20 protein-coding genes and 2 pseudogenes are annotated in these 25,090 nt (G+C 74.8%); 16 read left to right on the top strand and 6 right to left on the bottom strand.

The window, feature by feature from the left end:
• The first annotated feature begins 51 nt into the window (after positions 1–51).
• Genes ACFYML_RS01325 through ACFYML_RS01305 form a run of 5 tightly spaced genes read left to right on the top strand, consistent with a single transcriptional unit; the run spans position 52 to position 4,782 of the window.
• Positions 52–1,254, top strand: a complete 1,203-nt coding sequence (locus ACFYML_RS01325) for a substrate-binding domain-containing protein (protein WP_357438347.1) — start codon at positions 52–54, stop codon at positions 1,252–1,254.
• A gap of 3 nt (positions 1,255–1,257) precedes the next feature.
• Entirely contained in the window at positions 1,258–2,001 is a 744-nt protein-coding gene (locus ACFYML_RS01320; RefSeq protein WP_387418710.1) for an ABC transporter ATP-binding protein, read from the top strand.
• Positions 1,998–2,783, top strand: coding sequence for an ABC transporter ATP-binding protein (locus ACFYML_RS01315; RefSeq protein WP_387418709.1), 786 nt, complete (start codon positions 1,998–2,000; stop codon positions 2,781–2,783). The genes ACFYML_RS01320 and ACFYML_RS01315 overlap by 4 nt, the downstream gene beginning before the upstream one ends.
• Positions 2,780–3,670: a branched-chain amino acid ABC transporter permease gene (locus ACFYML_RS01310; RefSeq protein WP_073834382.1), complete on the top strand. Its 891-nt coding sequence runs from the start codon at positions 2,780–2,782 to the stop codon at positions 3,668–3,670. Before ACFYML_RS01315 ends, ACFYML_RS01310 begins: the two co-directional genes overlap by 4 nt.
• Complete coding sequence (locus tag ACFYML_RS01305; protein WP_387418707.1) at positions 3,667–4,782, top strand: branched-chain amino acid ABC transporter permease; 1,116 nt, start codon at positions 3,667–3,669, stop codon at positions 4,780–4,782. Before ACFYML_RS01310 ends, ACFYML_RS01305 begins: the two co-directional genes overlap by 4 nt.
• 60 nt (positions 4,783–4,842) lie before the next feature.
• Here the strand turns inward: ACFYML_RS01305 and ACFYML_RS01300 are convergent, their stop codons facing one another.
• Positions 4,843–5,664 (bottom strand): hypothetical protein, encoded by an 822-nt coding sequence (locus ACFYML_RS01300; RefSeq protein ID WP_387418706.1) that lies wholly within the window; start codon positions 5,662–5,664, stop codon positions 4,843–4,845.
• A gap of 141 nt (positions 5,665–5,805) precedes the next feature.
• Here ACFYML_RS01300 and ACFYML_RS01295 point away from each other — a divergent pair, with 141 nt between their 5' ends.
• The 4 genes from ACFYML_RS01295 (at position 5,806) to ACFYML_RS01280 (ending at position 11,247) form a co-directional block, all read left to right on the top strand.
• A complete protein-coding gene (locus ACFYML_RS01295) occupies positions 5,806–7,638 on the top strand; it encodes a BTAD domain-containing putative transcriptional regulator (protein WP_387418705.1) in 1,833 nt (610 codons plus the stop codon).
• A gap of 37 nt (positions 7,639–7,675) precedes the next feature.
• On the top strand, positions 7,676–9,862 hold the full coding sequence (locus ACFYML_RS01290; protein ID WP_387418704.1) for a DEAD/DEAH box helicase: 2,187 nt from the start codon (positions 7,676–7,678) through the stop codon (positions 9,860–9,862).
• A gap of 145 nt (positions 9,863–10,007) precedes the next feature.
• Positions 10,008–10,238 (top strand): heavy-metal-associated domain-containing protein, encoded by a 231-nt coding sequence (locus ACFYML_RS01285; RefSeq protein ID WP_387418703.1) that lies wholly within the window; start codon positions 10,008–10,010, stop codon positions 10,236–10,238.
• Positions 10,231–11,247 carry a hypothetical protein gene (locus ACFYML_RS01280; RefSeq protein ID WP_387418702.1) on the top strand — a complete coding sequence of 339 codons (1,017 nt, stop codon included), beginning with the start codon at positions 10,231–10,233 and terminating at the stop codon, positions 11,245–11,247. Before ACFYML_RS01285 ends, ACFYML_RS01280 begins: the two co-directional genes overlap by 8 nt.
• A 4-nt stretch (positions 11,248–11,251) precedes the next feature.
• Here ACFYML_RS01280 and ACFYML_RS01275 read toward each other — a convergent pair whose 3' ends face one another.
• The 3 genes from ACFYML_RS01275 to ACFYML_RS01265 form a co-directional block, all read right to left on the bottom strand.
• Positions 11,252–11,668 carry a helix-turn-helix domain-containing protein gene (locus ACFYML_RS01275; protein WP_387418701.1) on the bottom strand — a complete coding sequence of 139 codons (417 nt, stop codon included), beginning with the start codon at positions 11,666–11,668 and terminating at the stop codon, positions 11,252–11,254.
• 158 nt (positions 11,669–11,826) lie between these two features.
• Positions 11,827–12,978, bottom strand: coding sequence for a class I SAM-dependent methyltransferase (locus ACFYML_RS01270; RefSeq protein WP_387418700.1), 1,152 nt, complete (start codon positions 12,976–12,978; stop codon positions 11,827–11,829).
• A 71-nt stretch (positions 12,979–13,049) separates the two neighbouring features.
• A complete protein-coding gene (locus tag ACFYML_RS01265; RefSeq protein ID WP_387418699.1) occupies positions 13,050–14,699 on the bottom strand; it encodes a DEAD/DEAH box helicase in 1,650 nt (549 codons plus the stop codon).
• A 316-nt stretch (positions 14,700–15,015) separates the two neighbouring features.
• Between ACFYML_RS01265 and ACFYML_RS01260 the strand changes: the two genes are divergently transcribed.
• Positions 15,016–15,660, top strand: coding sequence for a ferritin-like fold-containing protein (locus ACFYML_RS01260; RefSeq protein WP_387418698.1), 645 nt, complete (start codon positions 15,016–15,018; stop codon positions 15,658–15,660).
• A gap of 51 nt (positions 15,661–15,711) precedes the next feature.
• Here ACFYML_RS01260 and ACFYML_RS01255 read toward each other — a convergent pair whose 3' ends face one another.
• Both ACFYML_RS01255 and ACFYML_RS01250 read right to left on the bottom strand, forming a co-directional pair.
• Positions 15,712–15,939 carry a DUF3107 domain-containing protein gene (locus tag ACFYML_RS01255; protein WP_073834372.1) on the bottom strand — a complete coding sequence of 76 codons (228 nt, stop codon included), beginning with the start codon at positions 15,937–15,939 and terminating at the stop codon, positions 15,712–15,714.
• Positions 15,940–16,004: 65 nt separating this feature from the next.
• A complete protein-coding gene (locus tag ACFYML_RS01250; protein WP_073834371.1) occupies positions 16,005–16,643 on the bottom strand; it encodes a TetR/AcrR family transcriptional regulator in 639 nt (212 codons plus the stop codon).
• 149 nt (positions 16,644–16,792) lie between these two features.
• Here ACFYML_RS01250 and ACFYML_RS01245 point away from each other — a divergent pair, with 149 nt between their 5' ends.
• From ACFYML_RS01245 to ACFYML_RS01220, 6 genes and pseudogenes are all read left to right on the top strand, one after another.
• Complete coding sequence (locus ACFYML_RS01245) at positions 16,793–19,615, top strand: hypothetical protein (RefSeq protein WP_387418697.1); 2,823 nt, start codon at positions 16,793–16,795, stop codon at positions 19,613–19,615.
• Positions 19,616–19,661: 46 nt separating this feature from the next.
• A pseudogene (locus tag ACFYML_RS01240) lies at positions 19,662–20,636 on the top strand (alpha/beta fold hydrolase); the annotation flags it as partial.
• 137 nt (positions 20,637–20,773) lie between these two features.
• Complete coding sequence (locus tag ACFYML_RS01235) at positions 20,774–21,682, top strand: DUF3152 domain-containing protein (RefSeq protein WP_387418696.1); 909 nt, start codon at positions 20,774–20,776, stop codon at positions 21,680–21,682.
• Positions 21,683–21,768: 86 nt separating this feature from the next.
• On the top strand, positions 21,769–22,656 hold the full coding sequence (locus tag ACFYML_RS01230) for a DUF3152 domain-containing protein (protein ID WP_387418695.1): 888 nt from the start codon (positions 21,769–21,771) through the stop codon (positions 22,654–22,656).
• Between the two features lie 107 nt (positions 22,657–22,763).
• Positions 22,764–23,945, top strand: a complete 1,182-nt coding sequence (gene moeZ, locus ACFYML_RS01225) for an adenylyltransferase/sulfurtransferase MoeZ (protein WP_387418694.1) — start codon at positions 22,764–22,766, stop codon at positions 23,943–23,945.
• 121 nt (positions 23,946–24,066) lie between these two features.
• A pseudogene (locus ACFYML_RS01220) lies at positions 24,067–24,885 on the top strand (hypothetical protein); the annotation flags it as partial.
• Positions 24,886–25,090 lie beyond the last annotated feature (205 nt).

Here is a 25,090-nt window from a genome sequence, read left to right as displayed (position 1 = left end):
CTAGCGTGAGCCGACAACTGACGTTCCCCCCTGTCCTCACCTGGAGTCGCAATGACGATCCGGCACACGCGACGGGTGTTCCTTTCCGCCGCCACGATGATGGCGGCCGCGGTGGCCGTCACGGCGTGTGGCAGCCCGCAGGACACCGCCTCCGGCGGCGGCGAAACCGCCCCGGTCAAGGTCGGGCTGGTGTATTCCCAGTCCGGGCCGCTCGCCAGCTACGGCAAGCAGTACATCGAGGGTTTCAAGGCCGGCCTCGACTTCGCCACCAAGGGCACCGGCAAGGTCGGCGACCGGAAGATCGAACTCACCGAGGTCGACGACGCGGGCGACCCGGCGAAGGCGGTCTCCGCGGCCAAGGACCTGATCGGCAAGGGTGCGAAGATCATCGCTGGCTCCACCTCCTCCGGCGTGGCCCTCCAGGTCGCCCCGATCGCCGCGCAGAACAAGGTGCTCTTCATCTCCGGGCCGGCCGCCACCGACGCGGTGACCGGGGCGAACAAGTACACGTTCCGGTCGGGCCGGCAGTCCTACCAGGACGTGGTGACCGCCAAGTCCTTCATCGGCGACGCCACCGGCAAGAAGGTGGTCGTGTTCGCCCAGGACGGCGCCTTCGGTGACGCGAACGAGGCCGCCGTCAAGGCGGTGATCGGCGGTGCCGGCGCGACCGTGAGCAGCGTCCGGGCCCCGGCGAGCGCCACCGAGTTCACCCCGTTCGCCAGCCAGATCAAGGCCGCCAAGCCGGACCTGCTCTTCGTCGCGTGGGCCGGCACGACCGCCCCCGCCATGTGGCAGACGCTCGACCAGCAGGGCGTACTCGCCGCCACCACGGTCGTCACCGGCCTGGACATCCGCGCCTCCTGGCCGACCTTCGGCGCGGCCGGCAGCAAGATCTCCTTCCTGTCGCACTACTTCGACGGGGCCAGCGACACCGAGGCGGCCAAGGCGGCCAAGGCCAAGATCCCGGGCGGCACCCTCGACCTGTTCCACCCGGACGGCTTCGCCGCCGCCCAGATGGTGGTCCGCGCCGCGCAGGAGGGTGGCGACGACGTCGACAAGATGATCAAGGCGCTGGAGGGCTGGCAGTTCGACAGCGTCAAGGGCCAGATGACCATCCGGCCCGAGGACCACGCGCTGCTCCAGCCGATGTACCAGGCCAAGCTGTCGGGCAGCGGCACCGCCTACACGGCGACCGCGCAGAAGACCCTGACCGGTGACGAGACCGCGCCGCCGGTCACTCAGATGAAGGGCTGATCCGTGCTCGCCACCCGCGGTCTGACCTGGCGGATCGGTGAGGTCGCCATTGTCGACAGCGTCCACCTCGACCTCGCGCCCGGCGAGTTCCTCGGCGTGATCGGGCCGAACGGCGCCGGCAAGACCTCCCTGTTCAACCTGATCACCGGCCTGCGCCGACCCACCGAGGGGCGGATCCTGCTGGACGGGGAGGACGTCACCGCCCTCCCGCCGCACCGGCGGGCGCGCCTCGGGCTGGGGCGCACCTTCCAGGCGTCCTCGGTGTTCGGCTCGCTTACGGTGCGGGAGAACGTCCGGCTCGCCGTACAGGCGCACCGGGGTGGCTCGATGAAGCTGTGGCGGCGGGCGGCGGCCGACCGGGAGGTGGCCGCCGCCGCCGACGCGGCGCTCGACCGGGTCGGCCTCGCCCACCGGGGTACGGCGCTCGCCGGCGCCCTGGCCCACGGCGAGAAGCGCAAGCTGGAGATCGCCCTGCTGCTCGCCGGGGAGCCCCGGGTGATGCTGCTCGACGAGCCGATGGCCGGGGTCAGCGCCGAGGACGTGCCCGAACTGGTCGCCGTCATCAAGTCGTTGACCGGCGACAGCGGGCGGTCGGTGCTCATGGTGGAGCACCACATGGACGTGATCCTGGAACTGGCCGACCGGATCGCCGTGATGCACCACGGGGCGCTGCTGGCCTGCGACACCCCGGACACGGTGATGGCCAACGCCACCGTGCAGGAGGCGTACCTGGGGGAATCGCTATGAGTGAATCCGTCCTCAGCGTCGAGAACCTGTCGGTGCGGATCGCCGGGCTGCACATCCTCCAGGGGGTGTCGTTCGAGGTCGCGCCGACCGGGGTGACCGTGCTGCTCGGCCGCAACGGGGTCGGCAAGACGACCACGTTGCGCGCGATCGTCGGGCTGACGCCCCGCACCGGCGAGGTGCGCGGCACGATCCGGATGGGGGCGCGCAGCCTGCTCGCCCGCCCCACCCACCGGCTGGTCCGGGACGGCCTCGGCTACGTGCCGGAGGACCGCTGCGTCTTCGCCGGCCTCACCGTCGCGGAGAACCTGCGGCTCGCCGAACGGCGGGGCACCACCCCGGCGTACGACAAGGTCTTCGCGCTCTTCCCCGAGCTGGACCGGCGCGGACGGCAACGGGCCGGCTCGCTCTCCGGCGGGCAGCAGCAGATGCTCGCCATCGGTCGGGTGCTGCTCAACGACAACCGGCTGCTGCTGATCGACGAGCCGACCAAGGGGTTGGCGCCGAAGGTGGTGACCGAGGTGGCCGAGGTGCTGGAACGGGTGGCGGAATCCGTGCCGGTGCTGCTGGTCGAGCAGAACCTGGCGGTGGTCCGGCGGCTTGCCAGGGACGCGGTGGTGCTCTCCACCGGCAAGGTGGCCTGGACCGGCGACGCGCAGGAACTGCTGCTGGAGACCGCGCTGACCAAGTCGCTGCTGGGCGTCGGCTCGGAGGTGACGGTGAGCACGAGGAGCGAGCCGGGTCCGCGAGCCGCGCAGTCGCGAACGAAGGATGGCATCGCGTGAGCACGGTGATCCTGCTGGCGCTGACCGGGCTCGGCCTGGCGGCGCTCTACTTCCTGGTGGCCTCCGGCCTTTCCCTGGTCTTCGGCCTGGCCGACGTGCTCAACTTCGCGCACGGCCTGTTCCTCGGCGTCGGGGCGTACGCGACCTGGTGGGCGGCGGGCAACCTGCCCGGCGCCGGGCCGGGCGGCTTCGGGTTCGTGGTGGCGGTCGCCTTCGGCGTGCTCGCCGGGGCGCTGGTGGCGGTGCTGGTCGAGCTGGTGCTGATCCGGCCGCTCTACTCCCGCACCATCGAGCAGGTGCTGGTCACCGTCGGCCTGTCGCTGGCCGGGGTGGCACTGCTCCAGGCCACCTGGGGCGCCGACCCGCGGCCGTTCCCGCGCCCCGCGTGGACCCGCGAGGTGACCTCGATCCTCGGCGCGAACGTGCCGAACGCCGGGCTGCTGCTGATCATCGCCGCGGTGCTGGTGCTCGGCGGGCTGCTCGCCTTCCTCCGGTTCACCAGGTACGGCCTGATCATCCGGGCCGGCGTGGAGAACCGGGAGATGGTGACCGCGCTCGGCATCGACGTACGCAAGGCGTTCACCCTGGTCTTCGCGATCGGCGGGGCGGCCGCCGCGCTGGCCGGCGCGCTCGGCGGGGTCTACTTCGGCACCGTCTCGCCCGGGCAGGGCGGCTCGCTGCTGATCTTCGCGTTCATCGTGGTGGTCATCGGCGGGATGGGCTCGGTGGTCGGGTCCGCGTACGCGGCGGTCGCGGTCGGGCTGCTGCAACAGTTCGTCAACTACTACGGCACGTCGGGGCTGGGTGACCTCTGTGTCGTCGGGCTGCTCGCCGTGGTGCTGCTGCTGCGTCCGCAGGGCCTGGCCGGGAAGGTGGCACACGCATGACCGAGGTGAAGAGTCCCGAGGTCGCGGCGCCGCCCGCGGCGGTGCCCGACGAGCTGACCCCCGGGCACTCCCGCTGGCTCGGGCTGCGCCCGTACGCGCCGGTGGCCGCCCTGGTGGTGGCGGCGATCCTGCCGTACTCGACGCTGAACCTGCCGGGCATCTTCGAGGGGCCGTTGAACTCGCCGGGCGCCCTGCAACTGCTCGCCATCTGCCTGGTGTTCGGCGGCCTCGCGGCCGGCTACGACCTGCTCTTCGGGCGGACCGGCATGCTCTCCTTCGGGCACGCCCTCTACTTCGCCGCCGGCGTGTACGGCACCGACATCCTGATCACCCGGTTCGGGCTGCCGCTGTGGCAGGCCGCGCTGTTCACCGTCGTCGGCGGGGCGATCCTCGCCGCGCTGCTCGGCGCCGTCGCGCTGCGCACCGTGGGGATCGCGTTCGCCATGGTGACGCTGGCCTTCGCCCAGGTCGGGGCGATCCTGGTGGCTCGCGACTTCGGTGGCCTCACCGGCGGCGAGGAGGGGCTGCCGCTGGACGTGTCCGGGCTGCCGTCCGCCCTGGTCGGGGTCGCCAACACGGTGAACCTCTACTGGCTGGCGCTGGCGTACCTGACCCTCGTGGTCTTCGTGGTGCACCGGGTGAGCGGCTCGCCCACCGGCCGGGTGCTGGCCGGGCTGCGCGACGACGAGCGCCGGATCGGGGTGCTGGGGCTCGACCCGTACCGCTTCAAGCTGGTCGCGTTCACCCTGGCCGGCGGGCTGGCGACGGCGGGCGGGGTGGTCTACTGCCTGATCGTGGGCGGTGCGAGCCCGCACGTCACGTCGTCCGAGCTGACCCTGTCGCTGCTGGTCATGGTGGTGCTCGGCGGTCCGGGCACCCGGTGGGGTCCGGTGCTGGGCGGCATCCTCTACATGTACCTGGACCACCGGCTGACCGCCTTCGGCACCAGCGACGCGGTGAACAGCCTCCCGGCGTTCCTCAGCCACCCGCTGTCCCAGCCGCTCTTCGTCCTCGGCACCGTCTTCATCCTGGCCGTCTACTTCTTCCCCGGCGGCCTGGCCAGCCTCCGATCCCGCCTAACCCCCGTGCTGGCCGCCCTCCGCCGCCGCTGACCCGGCAACGACGCGGGGGCGGCGGCCCCCCGTGTGGCCGCCGCCCCCTCCCGTCGTGGGTCAGCCGTTCAACAGCTCGTACGCCAGCGAAGGTGCCTTCGTCACCGCGCTCCCGGTCGGCGCGGTGATCTTCTCCGTGCTGTCGAAGTCGGTGTAGGCGACGACGTACTGGTACGCCTTCTGCTTACCGGCCGCGGGCATCTCCAGCACCAGCGAGGTGAGGTGCCCGTCCGGCCCCACCTGCGCGGTGAACGGCACGTGCTTGCCGGCCTCGCCGAGCGCCGCCGCCTCGCCGTCGTCCAGCGCCTTGGCCGCCTCGCCGCCGGTCACGTCGATGAACCCGGCGTACTTCCCGGCGCCCTGCTGCTCGACGGAGGTCGCCGCGTCGAGCAGCGGGCCGGCGTTGCCCTGGTCCGCGCCGTCGTAGCTCGGCACGCCGCTGGCGTCGGTCAGCTTGGCCTTGTCCAGCGCCATCCACTTCTCCGGGAGCTTCGGCAGGCCCGGCTTACCGCTGAACTTCGCCTTCATCCAGACCTTGTCCTCGATGACCAGGAAGGACATCTTCACGGTGATCCCGTCCTCGGGTGGCATCACCATGTTCATCTCCAGCGCCTTCGACGCCGGGTCGATCCGCCCGCTCAGACTGGTGGAGGCGTCCTTGCCGGTGAACCGGAACGCGCTCGTGGCCTCGTCCGGGACTGTTGCGAGGAGCGCCTGCTTCGGGTCGACGGACGGGGACGCCGCAGGGGTGGATCCGGCGCCGGTGGAGGCGCCGTCCTTGATCGTGCCGCACCCAGCGGACAGGGCGGTGGCGGCCAGCACGGCCGTCGCGATGCCCGCGACCCGCCGGATCGTCGCGGCGGTGCCGATACGCTGCGTCATTTCGTTGACTCACTTTCCCAAGGGGCTGTTGCCGGGAGATCTTGGCAGGTCAGCACGGCCGTTCCGCTGCCGATATGCTGCGGTCCGACTGCCGCGGGCCGCCGTCGGCGTACGGGGCGGGGTGTAGGAGCGAAAACTCGCATGTCACAGGTCTTGCGCTTCGAGATCCTCGGGTCGCAGCGGGCCTGGTACGCGGACCGCCCACTCGATCTCGGCGCCGGCAAGCAGCGGGCGGTACTCGCCGTGCTGCTGCTCTCCGCCGGCCGCCCGGTCTCCACCGGGCAGGTCGTCGAGGCGGTCTGGCCGGAGGACCCGCCCGCGAACGGCCCCAACGTCGTGCAGAAGTATGTCGCCGGGCTGCGCCGGGTGCTGGAACCGGACCGGTCCCCGCGTACGCCGGGGCGGGTGCTGACCCTCACCGACGCCGGCTACTTGCTGCGGGTTCCGCCGGAGTCGGTCGACGCGGTCCGTTTCGAGCGCGGTGTGCACCGCGCCCGGCAGCAGCACGCGGCCGGGTGTACCGCCGAGGCGCTGGCGGAGCTGACCGCCGCCCTGGACCTGTGGCAGGGTGACCCGTTCACCGGGTTCCCGGGGCTGTACTTCGACACCGCGCGGCACCGCCTCGTGGAGCTGCGGGCCGTCGCCCTGGAGACCCGCGCCGAGCTGGAACTGGACAGCGGGCGGCACCGCGAGCTGGTCGGCGAACTGGTGGAGCTGGTGGCCGAGTTCCCGGTCCGGGAACGGCTGCGGTACCAGCTCATGCTGGCGCTGTACCGCAGCGGCCGGCAGGCGGAGGCGCTCGCCGCGTACCGGGAGTTCGCCGTCCTGCTCCGCGAGGAGTACGGCATCGAGCCCGGCGAGGTGCTACAGGAGCTGCACGGACGGATGCTGCGCTCGGACGGCACGCTGCTGCTCACGCCTCCGCAGCGCGCGCTCACCGCACCGGCCCCGACCCCGGCCGTGCCGGCCCAGTCGGCGCGCCCGGCCGAGAGGCTCACCGCCGCACCCGCCGCACCCGCCGCACCCGCCGCGCCGGCCGCACCCGCCGCGCCGGCCGCACCCGCCGCGCCGGCCGCGCCGGCCGCATCCGAGCAACCGGCCGCGCCCGCCGCACCCGAGCACCCGGCCGCGCCTGTCGCACCGGTCGCACCTGAGCACCCGGCCGCACCGCCCGCATCGGCGCCGCCGTCGGTCCCGGCTGCCGGACCAGTCCCTCCGCCGCCCGTCGGCTGGCTACCGCCCGACACCGCCGGCTGGCCCGCCGGCGGCCCGCCGCCGGTGCCGATGCCCGCGGTCGCGCGCCGCGCCGTGCCACGCTGGCTGAGCATCGGCGCCACCATCGTGTCCGCGCTCACCGCCCTGGCCTCCTTCGGCCTCCTCACCTGGCTGGTGGTGCTCCTGTACGCGATCTGGCGACGGAGCTGGCGCAACGGGCTCGCAGCGGCCTACTACCTGGCAGTGGCCGTGTCCTTCCTGGCCGGCGTCGGCGGCAGCGAGACCGACGAGGTCACCGACTTCGAGGGCTTCCTGATCACTATCTGGCTGATCACCGGGCTGGCGGGCGCGGTGCACGTCGTGCTGCTCAACGGTCGGCTGCTCGGCTGGTTCCGCGCCCACTGGGGCCGCCGGCCGTCGGCGGACGACCGCCGGCTGCGCCGAGAGCATGCCCGCTACCTGCTCTACCACTATCCGACGGCGCGTGGGGAACTGCGCATCGGCCGCCCCGACCTGCCCCGGGCGTACGACGACGGTGGTCTCGTCGACATCAACGCGGTGGCGGACCAGGTGATCATCGGGCTGCCCGGGCTGAGCCCGGCGCAGGCGCAGCACCTGGTGCTGGACCGGCGCGTGCGCGGCGCGTACGCCTCGATGGAGGAGTTGGCCGCGCGGTGCCTCCTGCCGCCCGCCGTGAGCGACCCGCTCCGTGAGGTGCTGCTCTTCCTACCGCCCCCGCCGGCCAACTTGCCCTCGTGATCCCGGACGCCGCCCGGGTGCCTGGTAGAAATGCCGGATGAGCCAGGATCGGGTGGCCGTACGGGAGCGGGCCGAGGCGGTGCTGCGGCGGTTGGCGGGGGAGCACGCCCGGCTCCGTGAGGACCAGTGGCGGGCCATCGAGGCGCTGGTGGTGGACCGCCGGCGGGTGCTCTGCGTGCAGCGCACCGGCTGGGGCAAGTCGGCGGTCTACTTCGTGGCCACCGCGCTGCTCCGCCAGGCCGGCGCCGCCGGGCCCGCCGCCGGCGTGGGAGGCGAGGCAGCCGGCCCGACCGTGATCGTCTCGCCGCTGCTGGCGCTGATGCGCAACCAGGTCGATTCGGCGGCCCGGGCCGGCATCCGGGCCCGCACCATCAACTCGGCCAACCTCGACGAGTGGGACGAGATCACCGCCGAGATCCACGCCGGGACGGTGGACGTGCTGCTGATCAGCCCGGAACGCCTCAACAACCCGGACTTCCGGGACGGGGTGCTGCCGAAGCTGGCCGCCACCACCGGGCTGCTGGTGGTGGACGAGGCGCACTGCGTCTCCGACTGGGGGCACGACTTCCGGCCGGACTACCGCCGGCTGCGGACCTTCCTCGGCAACCTGCCCGAGCGGACCCCGGTGCTCGCCACCACCGCCACCGCCAACGCCCGGGTCACCGAGGACGTCGCCGAGCAGCTCGGTACCGAGCTGACCGCTCCGGCCGCGCAGCGACCGGACGTCCTGGTGCTGCGCGGCACCCTCGACCGGGAGTCGTTGCGGCTGGGCGTGGTCGACCTGCCGAGCCCGGCCCACCGGCTGGCCTGGCTCGCCGACCACCTCGACGGGCTTCCCGGTTCCGGGATCATCTACACGCTCACCGTCGCGGCGGCCGGCGAGACGGCGGAGTTCCTTCGCGCCCGGGGCTGGCAGGTGGCCGCGTACACCGGCCAGGCCGACGACGCCGACCGCCGCGCCGCCGAGCAGGACCTGCTGGACAACAAGATCAAGGCGTTGGTGGCCACCAGCGCGCTCGGCATGGGCTTCGACAAGCCGGACCTCGGCTTCGTCGTGCACCTCGGCGCGCCGCCGTCGCCCATCGCCTACTACCAGCAGGTCGGCCGCGCCGGCCGGGCCGTGGAGCACGCGGAGGTGCTGCTCCTCCCCGGCGCCGAGGACGCGGCGATCTGGCGGTACTTCGCCTCCCTCGCCTTCCCGCCCGAGCAGCAGGTGCGCGCGGTGCTCGCCGCGCTGCACCCGGACCGGCCCAGCTCCACCCAGGCCCTCGAACCGATCGTCGACCTGCGCCGGGCCCGGCTGGAGCTGATGCTCAAGGTGCTCGACGTGGACGGCGCGGTCCGCCGGGTGCGCGGCGGCTGGCTCGCCACCGGCGAGCCCTGGGTCTATGACGAGCCCCGGTTGCGGCGCGTCGCCCAGGCGCGCGCCGCCGAGCAGCAGGCCATGCTCCGGTACGCGAGCACGACCGGCTGCCGGATGCGCCACCTGCGGGAATGCCTGGACGACGACGGGGCGGCCGACTGCGCCCGCTGCGACAACTGCGCGGGCCCGGTGGTCGGCGCCGAGGTCAGCGACGCCGCGCTCACCGCCGCGCAGACCTTCCTCGGCCGCCCCGGCGTGGCGATCCCGCCGAAGAAGCTCTGGCCGACCGGCCTCGACGCGGTGGGCGTACCCCTGAAGGGGCGCATCCCCCCGGCGGAGCAGGCGCTGCCCGGCCGAGCCGTGGGTCGCCTCTCCGACCTGGGCTGGGGTGGGCGGCTGCGCGGCCTGGTGGGGCCGGACGCGGCGGACGGCGCGGTCCCCGACGACGTCGCGGCGGCCGTGGTCGAGGTGCTGAAGGCGTGGGCGCACGGCGACGACCCGTGGCCGCGCCGGCCGGTCGGCGTGGTGGCGGTCGGCTCCCGCACCCGTCCGGCGCTGGTCGGCTCGCTCGCCGAGCGGATCGCCACCGTGGGCCGGCTGCCGCTGCTCGGCCGGGTCGCCCGGACCGGCCCGTCGGGGGCCGGCGGGCCGCGCGGCAACAGCGCCCAGCGGGTACGCGCCCTGCACGACGCCTTCGCGCTGCCCGACGAGCTGGCCGACGCCCTGGCCGGGCTGGACGGGCCGGTGCTGCTCGTCGACGACCTGGTGGACTCCGGCTGGACCATGACCATGGTGGCTCGGCTGCTGCGCCGGGCCGGCGCCCCGGAGGTGCTCCCGCTGGCCCTCGCGATCGCCGGCTGATCCGTCGACGGCTTCCGGTCGCGCCCTCGATCTGAGGTAGTCGTCCAACGGCCGGGGTAAGTTCCCGGGCCGGCCGGATTGCGAGCGTCGCCACCGTCAGCGACGGTGCCCCGGGCGGCACCCCGGTTGGCGGTACCGTGGGCGCATGACCGAGCAGCGACCCGTCACCCAGACGTACGCCGTCAGCGGGATGACCTGCGAGCACTGCGTGCGGGCGGTGGCCGAGGAGCTGTCCGCCCTGCCCGGCGTCGAGGAGGTCCGGGTCGATCTCGCCGCGGGTACGGCCACCGTCACCAGCAGCGATGCGCTGCCGGTCGAGACCGTCCGGGCCGCCGTCGACGAGGCGGGCTACGAACTGGCCGGCGGCGTTGCCTGAGTCGCCGTCCGTCACCCGTCCCGAGGCACCGGCCGCGGCCGGTCCCGACGCGTCGCCGGCCGTGCTCGACCGCGACCTGCCGGTCGGGGCGGGCCCCGGCATGGTGGACCGGGCCACGTTGCGGCTCGCCCTGACGGTGGGCGGGCTGGTGCTCGCCGTGCTGCTCGGCTTCGGCCTCGGACGGCTGAACCCGCCGCCGACCACCGCGTCCGGCGCCGCCCCGGCGACCGCGGCGCACAGCCACGCGCCGGGCACCGGCGCGCACTCGCACGGCGGGGCCACGGTCACCCAGGGCGACGGCGCGGACGCGGTCGGGCTCTCGCTCAGCTCGGCCGGCTACACGCTCACCCCCCTGACGGTGGAGTTCATCCCCGGCCGGGCCGGTGAGCTGCGGTTCCAGATCCGGGACGAGCGGCGGCGACCGGTCACCCGGTTCGCCGTCGTGCACGACAAGCCGATGCACCTCATCGTGGTGCGCCGCGACCTCACCGGCTATCAGCACCTGCACCCGACGATGGCGGCGGACGGCACCTGGTCGGTGCCGCTGACCCTGCCCGAGGCGGGGGTCTGGCGGGCGTACGCCGACTTCACCGCGGTCGCCGACGACGGCCGGCAGACCGCCGTGACCCTCGGCACCGACCTGGCCGCGCCCGGCGGGTACGCGCCCCGGCCGCTGCCGGCCCCGGCCACCTCGACCACGGTCGACGGGTTCACCGTCGGATACGAGGGCACCCCGACGGCGGGGGCGGCGACCCCGCTGCGGTTCCAGGTGCTCACCCCCGGCGGCCCGGCCGCGGCGCTGGAGCCCTACCTCGGCGCGTACGGCCACCTGGTCGCGCTCCGCGAGGGCGACCTCGGCTACGTGCACGTGCACCCGGAGACCCGGCGGGACGGCGACCCGGTCACGTTCTCGCTCAGCGCGCCCGGGCCGGGCCGCTACCGGATGTTCTTCGACTTCCAGGTCGGCGGCGTGGTGCGTACCGCCGCGTTCACCGTGACGGTCGGTTGAGGCGTCAGCCGGCCCGGCGGACCGGGCGGCGCGCCAGGTAGCGGAGCAGGTCCCGGATGTGGTGCTTCTCCTCGGCCGGGACGTTGGGATCGGCCAGCCGCGCCAGGATCACCCGGACGTCCGCCTCCACCGGGGCGTCCTCGGCGCGGCGGCGGGGAAGCTGGCCGGCGTCGGGCAGGCCGAGAGCGCGGAAGGCGGCCGCCACCGGCAGGTCGAGTGCGGCACAGAAGCCGCGCACCTTGGCCAGCTCCGGGTAGTCCTGCCAGTCACCGGCCAGCCAGCGGAACACCGTGGACCGCCCCACACCCGTGTGCGTGGCCAGCTCGGTCACCGTCCAGCCGCGCTCCTCGCGGGCATCGTCGATGGCGCGCCGCACGAAGCGGGCGAACGCCATCTGCGGCGAAACCTCTGCGGAACCCATCCCTCCGGGTCTTCCCTCTCCGGCGCGAGCACCGGACGGTGCGGCCTCCGACAGGGTAGTACGAACGAGGGTCGAAGTAACTGACTGATCGGTCGGGTGGCGGGACGGCCGGGACGGCAGATCGGTTGTCCGGAATCAACTACCGCGACCGGTCGCCGTCAGGTCGGCGATCCGGCCAGCAGGGTCTCCAGCCGGGGTGCCACGGCCCACTGGTCGACCAGCTCCCGATACTCCGCCCGCTGGTCGGCGGTCGGCGTGTGCCCGGTGTGCCGGGCCCGGATCAGCAGGTTGCGCGGGGTGTGCCGGGAGTCGACGAACTCCACCACGTCGGCCCGGTAGCCGTGCAGCCGGAGCAGGCCGGCCCGCAGCGCGTCGGTCAGCACGTCCGCGAACCGCTCGCGCAGGATGCCCTGCCGGGTGAGCAGCTCGTACGGCCCCGGGGTCGGACGGGCGCGGAGCTGGGCCGCCACGTCGTGGTGGCAGCAGGGGGCGGCGAGCACCCACCGGGCATTCCACCGGACGGCGCGGGCCAGCGCCTCGTCGGTGGCGGTGTCGCAGGCGTGCAGCGCCAGCACCAGGTCGGGTGCCGGCTCGACCACCGCCTCGGCGATGGTGCCGGCCACGAAGCTCACCCGGTCGGCCCAGCCCAGCCGCTCGGCCAGCTCGGTGTTGCGGCGGCGCTGGTCCTCGCGGACGTCCACCCCGACCAGCGTCACGTTCAGCCCGCGCCGGATCAGATAGCGGTATGCCGCGAACGTCAGGTACGCGTTGCCGCAGCCGAGGTCGACCACGCGCAACGGCCCGGTCAGGTCGTCGGGCAGGGTGGCCGCCAGCGCGCGCAGGAACGCGTCCACCTGGCGGCGCTTGGCCGCCGAGCCGCCGATCTCGGCGAAGATCGGGTCGCCCGGGTCGAGCAGGTAGTCCTTGGCCCGGTCGTGGCTGCCCGGCTCCGGTGCCGGTCGGCTCGCCGCCGCCCGGTGCACCTGCGCCTCGCCCGACTTGGTCACCCGGAGCTGGAGCGTGGTGTCGGCCGTCTCCACGTGCCAGTTGCCGAAGGGCTCGGCGAGCAGCGCGTCGACCGCCGCGCCGGCCTCCGCGCCCGGCGCCACGTTGCGGGTGTACGGCCGGGCGCCGTCCGAGGTGGCGATCTGCAGCCGCAGGCCGGCCTTCAGGGTGACCGGGCGCAGCTCGGCGCGAACCACCGAGGGACGCTCGCCGCGGCGCCGCCCGGCGGCGACCGCCCGGGTCAGGGCAGGGTCGAGCAGCAGCGCCCGTACCTCGGTCAGGGCGGCGTCCAGCGGTTCCGGCATGGCCTCATTTTCCTCGTAAGCGGGGACGGCCCTCGGACCGGGACCGGTCCGAGGGCCGTCGCCCGTCGCTGTCAGTCGGCGGTCGCCTCGGCCGGCGTACCGCTGCCCGCACCACCACTGCGGCGGCGCCGGCGGCGGCGCGGCTTGGTCGGCGTCTCGCCCTCGGCGGCTGCGGCCACAGCCGGCTCGGCCCCGCCCTCGGCGGTGACCGCCGCGGTGGGCTCGCCGGCGACCGTCTCACCGGCCCGGCGGCGCCGGCGGCGGCGCGGCGTGCGGGTGCCCTCCTCGGCGGCCGACTCGGCGCCGCTGTCACCCTCGGCGGGCATCGCGGCGGCGTCGCCGCCCCGACCCCGTCGACGTTCCCGGCCCCGGCCCTCGCCGCGCCGCGCACCGCGCTCGCCGCGCCGCGACCGGCCACCGCCCAGGTCCTCCTCGACCTCCGCCGACAGCCCGGCGCGGGTGCGCTCGGCGGTCGGCAGCGTGCCGGTGATCTCGCGGGAGATGTCCAGGTCGGTGTAGAGGTGCGCGGAGGTGTGGTACGTCTCCGGCGGCTCGGGCATGTCGAGCCCGAGGGTCTTGTCGATGATCCGCCAGCGCGGCATGTCGTCCCAGTCGACGAAGGTCACCGCGACGCCGGTCGCCCCGGCCCGGCCGGTACGGCCGATCCGGTGGGTGTAGGTGTCCTGGTCCTCGGGGCAGTCGTAGTTGATCACGTGGGTGACGCCGGTGACGTCGATGCCCCGGGCCGCCACGTCGGTGGCGACCAGCGTGTCGATCTTGCCGGCGCGGAACGCCCGCAGCGCCCGTTCCCGGGCGCCCTGGCCCAGGTCGCCGTGCACGGCGGCCACCGCGAAGCCGCGGAAGTCCAGGTCCTCGGCGACCCGGTCGGCGGCCCGCTTGGTGCGGGTGAAGATCATGGTCAGGCCTCGGCCCTCGGCCTGGAGGATGCGGGCGACGATCTCGACCTTGTTCATCGAGTGGGTGCGGTAGGCCAGCTGCTGGGTCTGCGGCGACGGACCGGTCTCGGCGGTGTGCCCGGCGTGGATCGTGACCGGCCGGCGCAGGAAGCGCCGGGACAGGGCGACGATCGGGTCCGGCATGGTGGCCGAGAAGAGCATGGTCTGCCGGTCCTCCGGCAGCATCGCGAGGATCTTCTCGACGTCGTCGAGGAAGCCCAGGTCGAGCATCCGGTCGGCCTCGTCGAGCACCAGCGCGTGCACTCGGTCGAGCCGCAGGTGCTTCTGCTTGGCCAGGTCCAGCAGCCGGCCCGGGGTGCCGACCAGGATCTCGACGCCCTTGCGCAGCGCCTCGATCTGGGGCTCGTAGGCCACGCCGCCGTAGATCGGCAGCACCCGGACGCCCCGGGTGCGGCCGGCGGCGTCGAGGTCCCTGGCGACCTGGATGCCCAGCTCGCGGGTGGGTACGACGACCAGCGCCTGCGGCAGGCCGTCGCTGCCCTCGGATGGGGCGAACACCCGCTCCAGCAGCGGGATGCCGAAGCCGAGGGTCTTGCCGGTGCCGGTCGGCGCCTGGCCGATCAGGTCAACGCCGCGCAGCGCGATCGGCAGCGCGTACTCCTGGATGGCGAACGCGCGGGTGATGCCGGCGGCCGCGAGGGCCTCGACGGTCTCCTGGCGGGCGCCGAGCTCGGCGAAAGTGGGAGCTTCCGGACGAACCGGAGCGGTGGGGGCCAGTTCCTGGCCTTGAATCTGCTCGCTCATATGGATTTGGGGGTGCCCTCTCGTGGTGCGCCCCTCATGTCCTCAGGGCGCGGTCGGTTTGGCGCGGGCCACACGGTCGGGGGCGGTACGCCGAGCCGGACCGGGCCGCACGCGCGCCGGGGGCCGGACAGTGATCAGCTCGGTTGATGTCCTCTGCTGATCGGTCGGTGCCCACGGCAACTGTTCCATACTACCTGAACAGCCCCTGGGTCGTCCTGATTCCGCTGCTGGGCTGCTGTTCCCTGGCAGCGGGCGTGACCTGGGCCACAGATCGACGGGGTCAGCGGCGATGCCACCCGGGCGGTAGCCTGCGCTCGTGTCCGCCTCCGATCCGGCCCTGGTCGACCTGCTCGGCCTCGTGGCGTACGGCGAACTGCTCGCCTTCGACCGGCTGGCCGCCGACGCCCGCCTCGCCCCCGACCTGCCCCGGCGGGCCGCGCTCAGCGAGATGGCCGCCGCCGAGATCGCGCACTACCGGTGGATCGCCGACCGGATCACGGCGCTGGGCGTACGGCCCGACGAGGCGATGGCCCCGTACGTCGAGGCGTTGCAGGCGTACCACGACTCGACCGAGCCGAGGGACTGGCTGGAGGCGGTGACCAAGGCGTACGTCGGGGACGCCGTCAGCGACGACTTCCTGCGGGAGATCGCCGACGGGCTCGACGCACCGGACCGGCAGCTCATCCTCGACGTGCTGCACGACTCGCGGTACGCCGAGTTCGCCGCCACCGAGATCCGGGCGGCCATCGAGGCCGACCCCCGGGTGGCCAACCGGCTCTCCATGTGGGCGCGGCGGCTGGTCGGGGAGGCGTTGTCCCAGGCCGGCCGGGTCGCCGCCGCGGACCGGGGCGCGCTCACCGCGTTGATCGCGCGCCGGGCGGGGGTGGACGTGTCGGCGCTGTTCCGCCGGCTGACCGACGCGCACACCGCGCGGATGACCGCCGCGGGGTTGAACAACTGACGCCCGGAGCCGCCGTGGCGGGGTGCCCGCCGCGGCGACTCCGGCAGGAAATCAGCGGACGGTGAACCCGACCGCGCGGGGTGCGGCCTCGGCGATCTCGACGTAGGCGACCTTGCCGACCGGCACGATGACCCGCCGGCCCTTCTCGTCGGTCAGGGAGAGCGTGCCCTCCCCCTTGGCGATCGCGTCGGTCACGATCTGCTCGACCTCGGCCGGCGACTGCCCGCTCTCCAGGACCAGCTCACGCGGCGCGTACTGCACGCCGATCTTGACCTCCACGGTGCCTCCTCAACTGGGGCGAAAAAGCCGCCGTGAGAAGGCTATCCGATCTGGCGTACCGATGTTCAGGCTGACTCGCCTTGCAGCGGGAAGCTGGCGATGCCCCGCCAGGAGAGGGCGGCGACCAGCGCCTCGGCCTCCGCCTTGGGCACCTGCCGGCCGCTGGCCAGCCAGAACTGGGCGGCCGTCTCGGCGGCGCCGACCAGGCCGGAGGCGAGCAGTTCGGCGTGCGCCCGGCTCACGCCGGTGTCCGAGATGATGGTGTCGGTTATCGCGGCGATGCAGCCCTGCTCGACCCGTTCCACCCGCTGCCGGACGGCCGGGTCGTTGCGCAGGTCCGACTCGAAAACCAGGCGGAACGCCTCGCTCTCGTGATCGACGAAGTCGAAGTAGGCGCGCACCGACGCGCTGACCCGCTCCTTGTTGTCGTTGGTGCCGCGCATCGCGTCGCGCACCTTCGCCACGATGGCGTCGCAGTGCGTGTCCAGCAGCGCGAGGTAGAGCTCCATCTTGCCCGGGAAGTGCTGGTAGAGCACGGGCTTGGAGACTCCCGCCCGCTCGGCGATGTCGTCCATCGCGGCAGCGTGGTAGCCCTGCGCGACGAACACCTCCTGGGCGGCGGCGAGCAGTTGCTTGCGGCGCGCCGAGCGGGGCAGGCGGGTGGGCCGGCCGGCGGTCTGTGCACCGTTCCCCACAGCGGTCATGGGAACCTCCGAGTTTCATCGTACGAGCCGGCACTTATCACCCGAACCGGTCGGGGCTCGTGAACCCGTCGCGGAATTGGCCCGCCGCTGTAACTTATCGCCACTGTCGCCACACGGTAGCCTCAGCGGGGGCGACCAAGGAGCGCGCGGTGAGTGATTCAGGGCAACCCGGAGCCGCCACCCCGGGAGAGCACGGCGACGGGACGGGTCAGCACGACGACCTGGCCCGCACCGGCGGCGGGTGGGCGCCCCCGGCGTCCGGCTGGGCCCGGGGCGCGGAGTCGCCGGCCGCCTGGCCCCGCGCCGATCTCACCGGTTGGGGCGCCTCGTCGCCCCGCCACGGCGACCTCCCCGCCCCGCTGCCGGGGCTGCCCGCCGAGGAACCGTCGGGCCGGGTCAACGGCCGCCACGTCAACGGCGTGGACCACGCCGGGGAGGAGTCGCCCGTGACCCGCCAGGCGCCGGTGAGTGCCCCGCCCGTCGACGGGCCACGCCGGGAGACCGACGCCGACCGCCTGGTCGTCCCGGCCCAGCGGCCCGCCCCCGCGGTGGAGCAGCCGTCCGCCGAGGCGGAGCCGCCGCCGGCCCGGCATTCATCGGACGAAGCGCTGCCCGGCCGTGTGTCGCGCCGGGCGGAGGGCAGGGGCCCCACCTCCGCGCCGCCGGCCCTCCAGGTGCCGCCGGTCGGCGCGGCCGCCTCCGGCTTCGAGGTCCCGCCCGGCTTCCACGCCCCGGCCGCCGAGCGGGCCGCCGCCGAGCCGCCCCCGTCACTCTCCCGGGGCTGGGCCGACCCGCGCCCGCCCGAATCGTCGGCCGAGCCGCCGACCGCGTCCGGGGACTGGGCCGACCAGCGCCCGCCGGAGTCACCGGCCGGGTCCCGGGGCTGGGCCGACCGGGGGCCGGGCGAGCCGCCGTCGCTGTCGCGCGGCTGGGCCCCGGCCGACTCGCCGGCCGAGCCGCCGTCGCTCTCCCGGGGCTGGGCCGAGCGCCCCTCGTCGGCGCCGCCGGCCGGACCGGCCGCGGACCCGCCCGAGGAGCCGCGCACCCCGGCGGCCGACGACCCGCGCGCGCCGGCCGACGAACACCGGCCGTCGCCGGCCGAGGAGCCGGAGTGGTCCGAGCCCGGCTGGGGCGGCGGCTGGGCGCCGGCGTGGTCGCGCGAGGCGGAACCGGCCGGCCGCCGGGCCTGGGAGGACGAGACAACGGGCCGCCGCGCCCGCGAGGAGGAGCCGGTCGGCCGCCGCGCCCGCGACGAGCGCGCCGCCGAGTGGGCACCCGAGCCGGCCGAGCCGCCCACGCCCTACGAGCCGCCGCGCGGCGAGCCGACCCGCCCGCACGAGCCGGTCCGGGCCGAGCCGTCGTCCGGATACGGCCCACCGCGCCCCGAGCCGGCCCGGCCGTACGAGGTGTCCCGGAGCGACCCCGAGTCCCGCCCGGCGTACGAGCCGGCGGCGCGGGAGAGCCGCGAACGGCCCTCCTGGGCCGGGCCGCCGGTGCCGGTGACGCCGTTCAGCGCGCCGCCGCACGCCGCTCCGACCAGCGCCCCGCCGGTGCCCCGCGAGGCCCCGGCCAGCGCCCCGCCCGCCGGGTACGGCCCGCCGGCCGGTGCGGAGGAGCGCGAGGGCGCGTCGTACCGGCCACGCACCGACGAGACGCCGGGCCCCGTCGCCAGCGGTGGGTCCCGCGTCGACCGCACCCCCGCGCCCGCCCCGACGAGCGCGCCCCCCTACGCGGCCCGCCGGTCCGCCCCCGAACCGGTGCCGACGGCCGAGCCGGCCGCCGAGACCCGGCCGGCGGACCCGGCTGCGGCGGTGCTGCCGCAGCGCGTCCCCGCCGAACCGGACGTGCCCGTCGTGCCGGAGCCGCCAGCTGTGGAACCGTCCGCCGAAACCCCGGAACTCGCCCGCATCGCCACCCACCTGCGCCGTGACGACGAGCCCGCGCCGCTGCGCGAGCGGCCCGAGGGCTTCGACGTCAACGCCATCCTCGACGCCGTCCGGGAGGTGGCCGGCGTCCGGGACGCGGCGCTGCGCCGTACCCCGGCCGGGGCGCACAGCCTCCGGCTCGACCTCGCCGACGGCGCCGACCCGGCGGAGGTGAGCCGGATGGTGGCCCGCCTGCTCCAGGAGCGGATGGGGCTGGCCGCGGCCCCGCAGAACCTGCCCGGCGCTCCTGCCGCCGCACCGCCCCCGGTCCGTCGCCGGTCGGCGCATACCCGCCCGGAGCGGGCCACCGGCGAGCCGCGGGTGGCCGAGGACCGACCGGGCGCGCCCCGACCGGTCCCGAGTCGGTCGGCGGAGGGCCGGTTCGGCGCGCCTGAGGCGCGGGCCGGCCGGCCCGCGGAGCTGCCGGCCGAGGGCGCCGAGTCGGCAGCCGAGCCGCCCCGCCGGCGCCGGCAGGCCGCGACCCACCGGGGCCGGGCCGCGGTGGAGGAGTCGTCGCTCGCCGCCGCCCCGGCCGGCGCGGCCACCGGAAGCCCGGTCACGCTCGGTACGTCGTACTCGGGCGGACAGATGACCACGACGGAGACCGCACCCTCCCGACCGCTGGACACCGGCGGCGCGCCGGGGCCCCGGGTGCTGATCGACCACGTCCAGATGAGCACCTTCGGCCTCGACGCCACCGTGGAGGTACGCCTGATCGCCGGGGACCGGACGGCGGAGGGGCACGCCACCGGGCCGGCCGTCGACGGCTACGTGCTGCGGCTCTGCGCGGTGGCCGCCGCGGCGGCGGTGGACGAGCTGCTCGGCCGCGCGGCCTCGACCGGGGAGCGGGGACGCTGCTTCGTCGAGCACGCGGCGGTGGTGCCGTTCGGCAACTGCGAGGTGGCGACCGTGGTGGTGCTGCTGGTCTGCGCCGGCTGGGTGGAGCAGTTGGCCGGTTCGGCGCTGGTGGCCGGCGATCCCCGGCAGGCGGCGGTCCGGGCGACCCTGGCGGCGGTGAACCGCCGGCTGGAAGCGCTGCTCGCCTGAGCCGAAGGCCGGAGTCGGGCGGCCGGGGCGCGGGAACACTGGAGCCATGAAACGCGCCGCCCTCTGGCCGGATCATCTCCTGCCCGCGCACCATGTCCCGCCGCCCTGGCCGGGCCGGGGCGTACGCCTCGACGGCACGGTGACGTACGTCCGGGAGACCCCGGCCAGCGGCCCGGGCGCCGAGCCGGCGCTCTACGTGCACGGCCTGGGCGGCTCGTCACAGAACTGGACGGACCTGGCCGGTCTGCTCGCCGACCGGCTCGACGGGCAGGCGATCGACCTGCCCGGCTTCGGCCGCAGCGAGCCCGGCCGGCGATACACCGTGCCGGCCTTCGCGGACCGGGTGATCCGCTGGATCGAGCACAGCGGCCGGGGCCCGGTGCACCTGTTCGGCAACTCGCTCGGCGGGGCCGTCTCGGTACGGGTGGCGGCGCTGCGGCCGGACCTGGTCCGGACGCTGACCCTGGTCTCCCCGGCGCTGCCGTTCCTGGACTTCCGCCGCTCGTTGCAGGGGCGGATGCTGCCGCTGCTGGCGATCCCCCGAGGGGAACGGGTGGCCGCCTGGCGGCTGACCCGGCTCGCCCCCGAGATGCTGGCCCAGGAGGTGATGGAGGCGTGCATCGCCGACCTGACGCGGATCTGTGACCAGCGCCGGCAGGAGGCGATCGAGGAGATCCGGATCCGCTACGAGGCGGACCACTACGCCGCCGTTTACGTCCGGACGTTCCGGGGCCTGGTCGCCAGCTTCCTGCGGTCTTACCTGCCGGGCACCGGTTCGCTGTGGCGGCTGGCGGCGGCGGTGCGCGCGCCCACCCTGGTGGTCGGGGGACGGCAGGACCGGCTGGTGGACGTCCGGGTGGCGCCGCAGGCCGCCCGGGTGATCCCGGACAGCCGCCTGCTGATGCTGGACGGGGTCGGGCACGTGGCTCAGTTGGAGGTGCCCCGGACCGTGGCGCGGGCCGTCCTGGCGCTGCTCGCCGAGACCCGGGCCGACGCGGCGGCGGCCGGGTCGCGGGCCGGAGCGGTGCCCGCCGAGCCGCGGGGCAGCGGAGGGCCCGCCGAGGCCCGGGGTGGCGTGGCGCCCGCCGACCCCCGGGACGGCCTGCTCGCCGGAACGGAGGACAGCGCCCTCCGCCGGGACATGGCAGGCTGAGCGCGATGTCCTCCGCCCCCCGTCCGCGCCGCGCCGCCGCGCCGGTTGCCGCCCGTCGCCCGGCAGCCCGCTGGCGGTCCGCGATCGTACTGCTCGCGTTCCTGAGCGCGGCCGGGATCGCCGTGGCCGCCACGGTCCAACGGCCGTCGGCCTGGGCCGAGGTGCTGGTCGGCGACGAGGGGCTGATCCAGCCGCCGGCGCCGTCGAGCACCGGGTCGGCGCCGTCCGCCCCGACGAGTCCGGTGCACACGCCGTCCGCGCCGGTGAGCCCGTCGTCGACGCCGAGCCCGGCCAACCCGGAGCCGGTGCTGAGCCTGCCCGGTCCGGTGCCCGCGCACGGGCGGGGCAGCTTCGCGTACGACGACCGGTCGGGCGAGGTGCTGGGCCGGGCAGGAGTGCTGCGGCGCTTCCGGGTGGCGGTGGAGGACGGCTCCGGCGAGGAGGTGCCCGCCTTCGGCGACGCCGTGCAGCGAGCCCTGGCCGGGCCCGGGAGCTGGGTGGACAGTGGCCGGCTCCGGTTGCAGCGGGTGGCCCCCGGCGAGCGGTACGACTTCACCGTCTACCTGGCCACCCGGGACACCGCCGGCCGGCTGTGTCTCGCCGGCGGAATCGACATCCGGGTGGGCGGGCGCCCGTACACGTCGTGCCGGGTGCCCGGCAAGGTGGTCATCAACCTGGACCGCTGGCGTACCTCGGCGCCGCATCTGGTCGCGGCGACGGTGCCGCTGGACACGTACCGGCTCTACGTGATCAACCACGAGGTCGGCCACCAGTTGGGGCACCATCACGAGGGGTGCCCGGGGGCGGGGAAGGCGGCACCGGTGATGCAGCAGCAGACCCTCTTCCTCAACGGCTGCCGGCCGAACCCGTGGCCCTACCTGAACGGCAAGCGGTACACCGGCCCGGCGCTCTGACGCGCCCCGACGGCATGATGAGAACCATTCGCGTTACCTTGCGACAAAGGCGGCCGATCACCCGAATCGCATGACACGCTGGCCGTATGACCTTGCTGTCCCCTTCCGGCCCGAATGCCGAGCCCGGTCAACCGCCGCCCGGCGGTCCGGCCCGGCTCGACTTCGACCGCCCGTCGGCCCATCCGGGGACCATCGCCCCGGTCCCGCCCGGGCCGCGCCGGCTGTGGTGGCGGCGCCGTCGTACCGCCCTGCTCCTGATCGCCGTGTTGGCGGCGGGCGGCAGCGTGGCCGGTCTGCCGGTCCTGGTCCACCGGTCCGCCGACCGGCCCCCGGTGGCCACCTCGAACCAGCGGTCGGCGAACGGCGGGCGCGACGAACCGCGGGTGGCGCCGAGCGGCTACCCGACCGTCGGCCCCGGCAGCTTCGCCGCGGCCGACGGCCGCTCACCGGTGCGGGGGTACGCGGGGCCGCTGCGCCGCTACCGGGTCGAGGTGGAGCAGGACACCGGGCAGGACGCGGACGAGTTCGCCGCCACGGTGGACGCGGTGCTCGGCGACTCCCGGAGCTGGATCGCCTCCCGGGAACTGCGGGTGCAGCGGGTGGCCGAGGCGTCCGCCGCCGACTTCACCATCTACCTGGCCACCCCGGCCACCTCGGAGCGGATGTGCGCCGACGGAGGCCTGAGCACCCAGCGGTACACCTCCTGCCGGCTGCCCGGCCGGGTCGTCATCAACCTGGCGCGCTGGATGGAGGCGGTGCCGGACTACGGTGCGCCGCTCGAGGTCTACCGGACGTACGTGATCAACCATGAGGTCGGGCACGAGTTCGGCGAGCTGCACCAGGCCTGCCCGAGGCCGGGCGAGCCGGCCCCGGTGATGCAGCAGCAGACGTACGGACTGGACGGCTGCCTGCCCAACGCCTGGCCGTACGTCGACGGGGTTCGCTACGAGGGGGAGTTGACCGAGGGGGTCTGAACTATTCCCGCTCCCGCATGTCGGGCTACGTGTCGCTCATCATGGCCGATCCCTACCGCGGCGAGTGACAATTACCCGGTCCCGCCGCCGATCCCGGGGAGTCCACCGTGTCGCTGCCCCCGCTCGTCGAACCCGCCGCCGAGCTGACCGTAGACGAGATCCGTCGCTACTCGCGCCACCTGATCATCCCGGACGTCGGGGTCGAGGGGCAGAAGCGGCTGAAGAACGCCCGGGTGCTCTGCGTCGGTGCCGGCGGTCTCGGCTCGCCGGCCCTGCTGTACCTCGCCGCCGCCGGCGTCGGCACCCTCGGCATCATCGACTTCGACACCGTCGACGAGTCGAACCTCCAGCGGCAGGTCATCCACGGCGTCTCCGACGTCGGCCGGTCGAAGGCCGAGTCCGCCGCCGCGTCGATCCGCGAGATCAACCCGCTGGTCACCGTGGAGATCCACAACACCGCGCTGGACCGGGACAACGTCAGGGAGATCTTCTCCCAGTACGATCTGATCGTCGACGGCACCGACAACTTCGCCACCCGCTACATGGTCAACGATGCGGCGGTGCTGCTCGGCAAGCCGTACGTCTGGGGTTCGATCTACCGGTTCGACGGCCAGGCGTCGGTGTTCTGGGCCGAGCACGGCCCCTGCTACCGCTGCCTCTACCCGGAGCCGCCGCCGCCCGGCATGGTCCCGTCCTGCGCCGAGGGCGGTGTGCTGGGCGTGCTCTGCGCGTCCATCGGGTCGATCCAGGTCAACGAGGCGATCAAGCTGCTCGCCGGCATCGGCGAGCCGCTGGTCGGCCGGCTGATGGTCTACGACGCCCTGGAGATGAGCTACCGCAAGATCAAGGTCCGCAAGGACCCCAACTGCGTGCTCTGCGGCGAGAACCCCACGGTCACCGACCTGCTGGAGGACTACGAGGACTTCTGCGGCGCGGTCTCCGTCGAGGCGCAGGAGGCGGTGGTCGACTCGACCATCACCGCGCTGGAGCTGAAGGAGTGGCAGGACGCGGGCAAGGACGTCTTCCTGGTCGACGTCCGGGAGCCCGCCGAGTACGAGATCGTCCGGATCCCCGGCGCGACCCTCATCCCCAAGGGCGAGATCATCTCCGGCGAGGCGCTCGCCAAGCTCCCGCAGGACCGGCAGATCGTGCTGCACTGCAAGTCCGGCGTCCGCTCCGCCGAGGCGCTCGCCGCGCTGAAGGCCGCCGGCTTCAAGGACGCCGTGCACGTCCAGGGTGGCGTGCTCTCCTGGATCAAGCAGATCGACCCGTCGCTGCCCACCTACTGAGTCGGACCGAGCGGGCCCTTCCGCGATGCCGGTAGGGCCCGCTCGTACCCGCCGGTGAGCCGGGCCCTCCTCAGCCGAGAAACCGAGGCGGGAGCACGTTCCCGCAGGTAGCGTCTCCGTCGTGGTCGATCTGGACGCCGCCATCGGCTTCGTCGTGGCGCATGGGGACGCGGTGGACCGCGCCCGCCTCTCGCGGCTGCGCACCGGTGCCCCGGTGCCGGCCGAACTGCTCGACGCGGCCGAGGCCGGGCAGGCACCCGGCGGTGGTTGGCCCGCCCTGCTCGACGGCGAGGTCGCCTCGGTCGACGCGACCTGCTTCCGGCTGTCCGAGCTGGACGACCTCGGGGGGCTGAGCCGCCCCGCCTCCCGGCACGCCCTGGACTGGCTGGCCGCCCGGCAGCTGCCGGACGGCGGCTGGGACGAGGACCCGTCACTGGCCGGGTTCGCCCCCGAGTGGGCCACCCCGGGTGACCCGGAGGCGCAGCTGTACCTGACCGCCAACGCCGGGTTCTGGCTGACCGTCGCCGGGCTGGACGCCCGCGCCGCCGGCCCGCTCGACCACCGGGTCGGTGGGGCGTACGCCGGGGTGGTGCAGGCGGCGGCGCAGGCGCTCGCCGCGCAGCTCGCCCCCGACGGGAGCTGGCCGTCCTTCCTTTCCGCCGGCTGGCTGGCCGCGGCCGTGCTGCACCGCCAGCAGATGTACTACGAGTCGGCGCGGATTCAGGCGGTGCTGGCCGAGCGGATCCCGCAGCTGTCCCCGGCCGACGTGGCCTGGCTGGCCGCCACGCTGCGCCGGGTCGAGGTGGGCGAGGAGCAGTGGCTGATGGTGGCGGCGCGCCAGCGGCTCGCCGAGACCCAGCGCAGTGACGGCGGCTGGGACAGCGACGACGGCCACCAGTTCGACGTGCACACCACGCTGCGCGCGATCCGGGCCTGCCGGCCGAGCGCCCCCGAGGCCCGGTTGTCCGGCAGTCCGTTCGTGCCGCCGCAGCCGGCCGCGCTGCCGAGCCCGCCCGCGATGCCGGCACCGCGCCCGGCGCCCCCGGCGGACGCCGTGCTGTCGCCGGCTCCCCGGCCGCCGGTCGCGCCGGTCATCGAGCTGCCCTCGGACGTCGTGGCGCCGTCCGCCCCGCTGGCCCGGCCGT

This window comes from Micromonospora sp. NPDC007230 (genome assembly GCF_042869115.1).
Lineage (GTDB): Bacteria > Actinomycetota > Actinomycetes > Mycobacteriales > Micromonosporaceae > Micromonospora.
Note: the sequence above shows the minus strand (reverse complement) of the source record. Positions and strands in the feature narration are given on the sequence as shown.

What these genes read in the sequence shown, in the direction of transcription:
- ACFYML_RS01270 (WP_387418700.1), bottom strand. Translation starts at nt 12,978, where the DNA reads ATGCCGGAACCGCTGGACGCCGCCCTGACCGAGGTACGGGCGCTGCTG.
- ACFYML_RS01265 (WP_387418699.1), bottom strand. Translation starts at nt 14,699, where the DNA reads ATGAGCGAGCAGATTCAAGGCCAGGAACTGGCCCCCACCGCTCCGGTT.
- ACFYML_RS01235 (WP_387418696.1), top strand. Translation starts at nt 20,774, where the DNA reads ATGTCCTCCGCCCCCCGTCCGCGCCGCGCCGCCGCGCCGGTTGCCGCC.
- ACFYML_RS01295 (WP_387418705.1), top strand. Translation starts at nt 5,806, where the DNA reads ATGTCACAGGTCTTGCGCTTCGAGATCCTCGGGTCGCAGCGGGCCTGG.
- ACFYML_RS01315 (WP_387418709.1), top strand. Translation starts at nt 1,998, where the DNA reads ATGAGTGAATCCGTCCTCAGCGTCGAGAACCTGTCGGTGCGGATCGCC.
- ACFYML_RS01290 (WP_387418704.1), top strand. Translation starts at nt 7,676, where the DNA reads ATGAGCCAGGATCGGGTGGCCGTACGGGAGCGGGCCGAGGCGGTGCTG.
- ACFYML_RS01300 (WP_387418706.1), bottom strand. Translation starts at nt 5,664, where the DNA reads ATGACGCAGCGTATCGGCACCGCCGCGACGATCCGGCGGGTCGCGGGC.
- ACFYML_RS01305 (WP_387418707.1), top strand. Translation starts at nt 3,667, where the DNA reads ATGACCGAGGTGAAGAGTCCCGAGGTCGCGGCGCCGCCCGCGGCGGTG.
- ACFYML_RS01325 (WP_357438347.1), top strand. Translation starts at nt 52, where the DNA reads ATGACGATCCGGCACACGCGACGGGTGTTCCTTTCCGCCGCCACGATG.
- ACFYML_RS01275 (WP_387418701.1), bottom strand. Translation starts at nt 11,668, where the DNA reads ATGGGTTCCGCAGAGGTTTCGCCGCAGATGGCGTTCGCCCGCTTCGTG.
- ACFYML_RS01230 (WP_387418695.1), top strand. Translation starts at nt 21,769, where the DNA reads ATGACCTTGCTGTCCCCTTCCGGCCCGAATGCCGAGCCCGGTCAACCG.
- ACFYML_RS01250 (WP_073834371.1), bottom strand. Translation starts at nt 16,643, where the DNA reads ATGACCGCTGTGGGGAACGGTGCACAGACCGCCGGCCGGCCCACCCGC.
- ACFYML_RS01285 (WP_387418703.1), top strand. Translation starts at nt 10,008, where the DNA reads ATGACCGAGCAGCGACCCGTCACCCAGACGTACGCCGTCAGCGGGATG.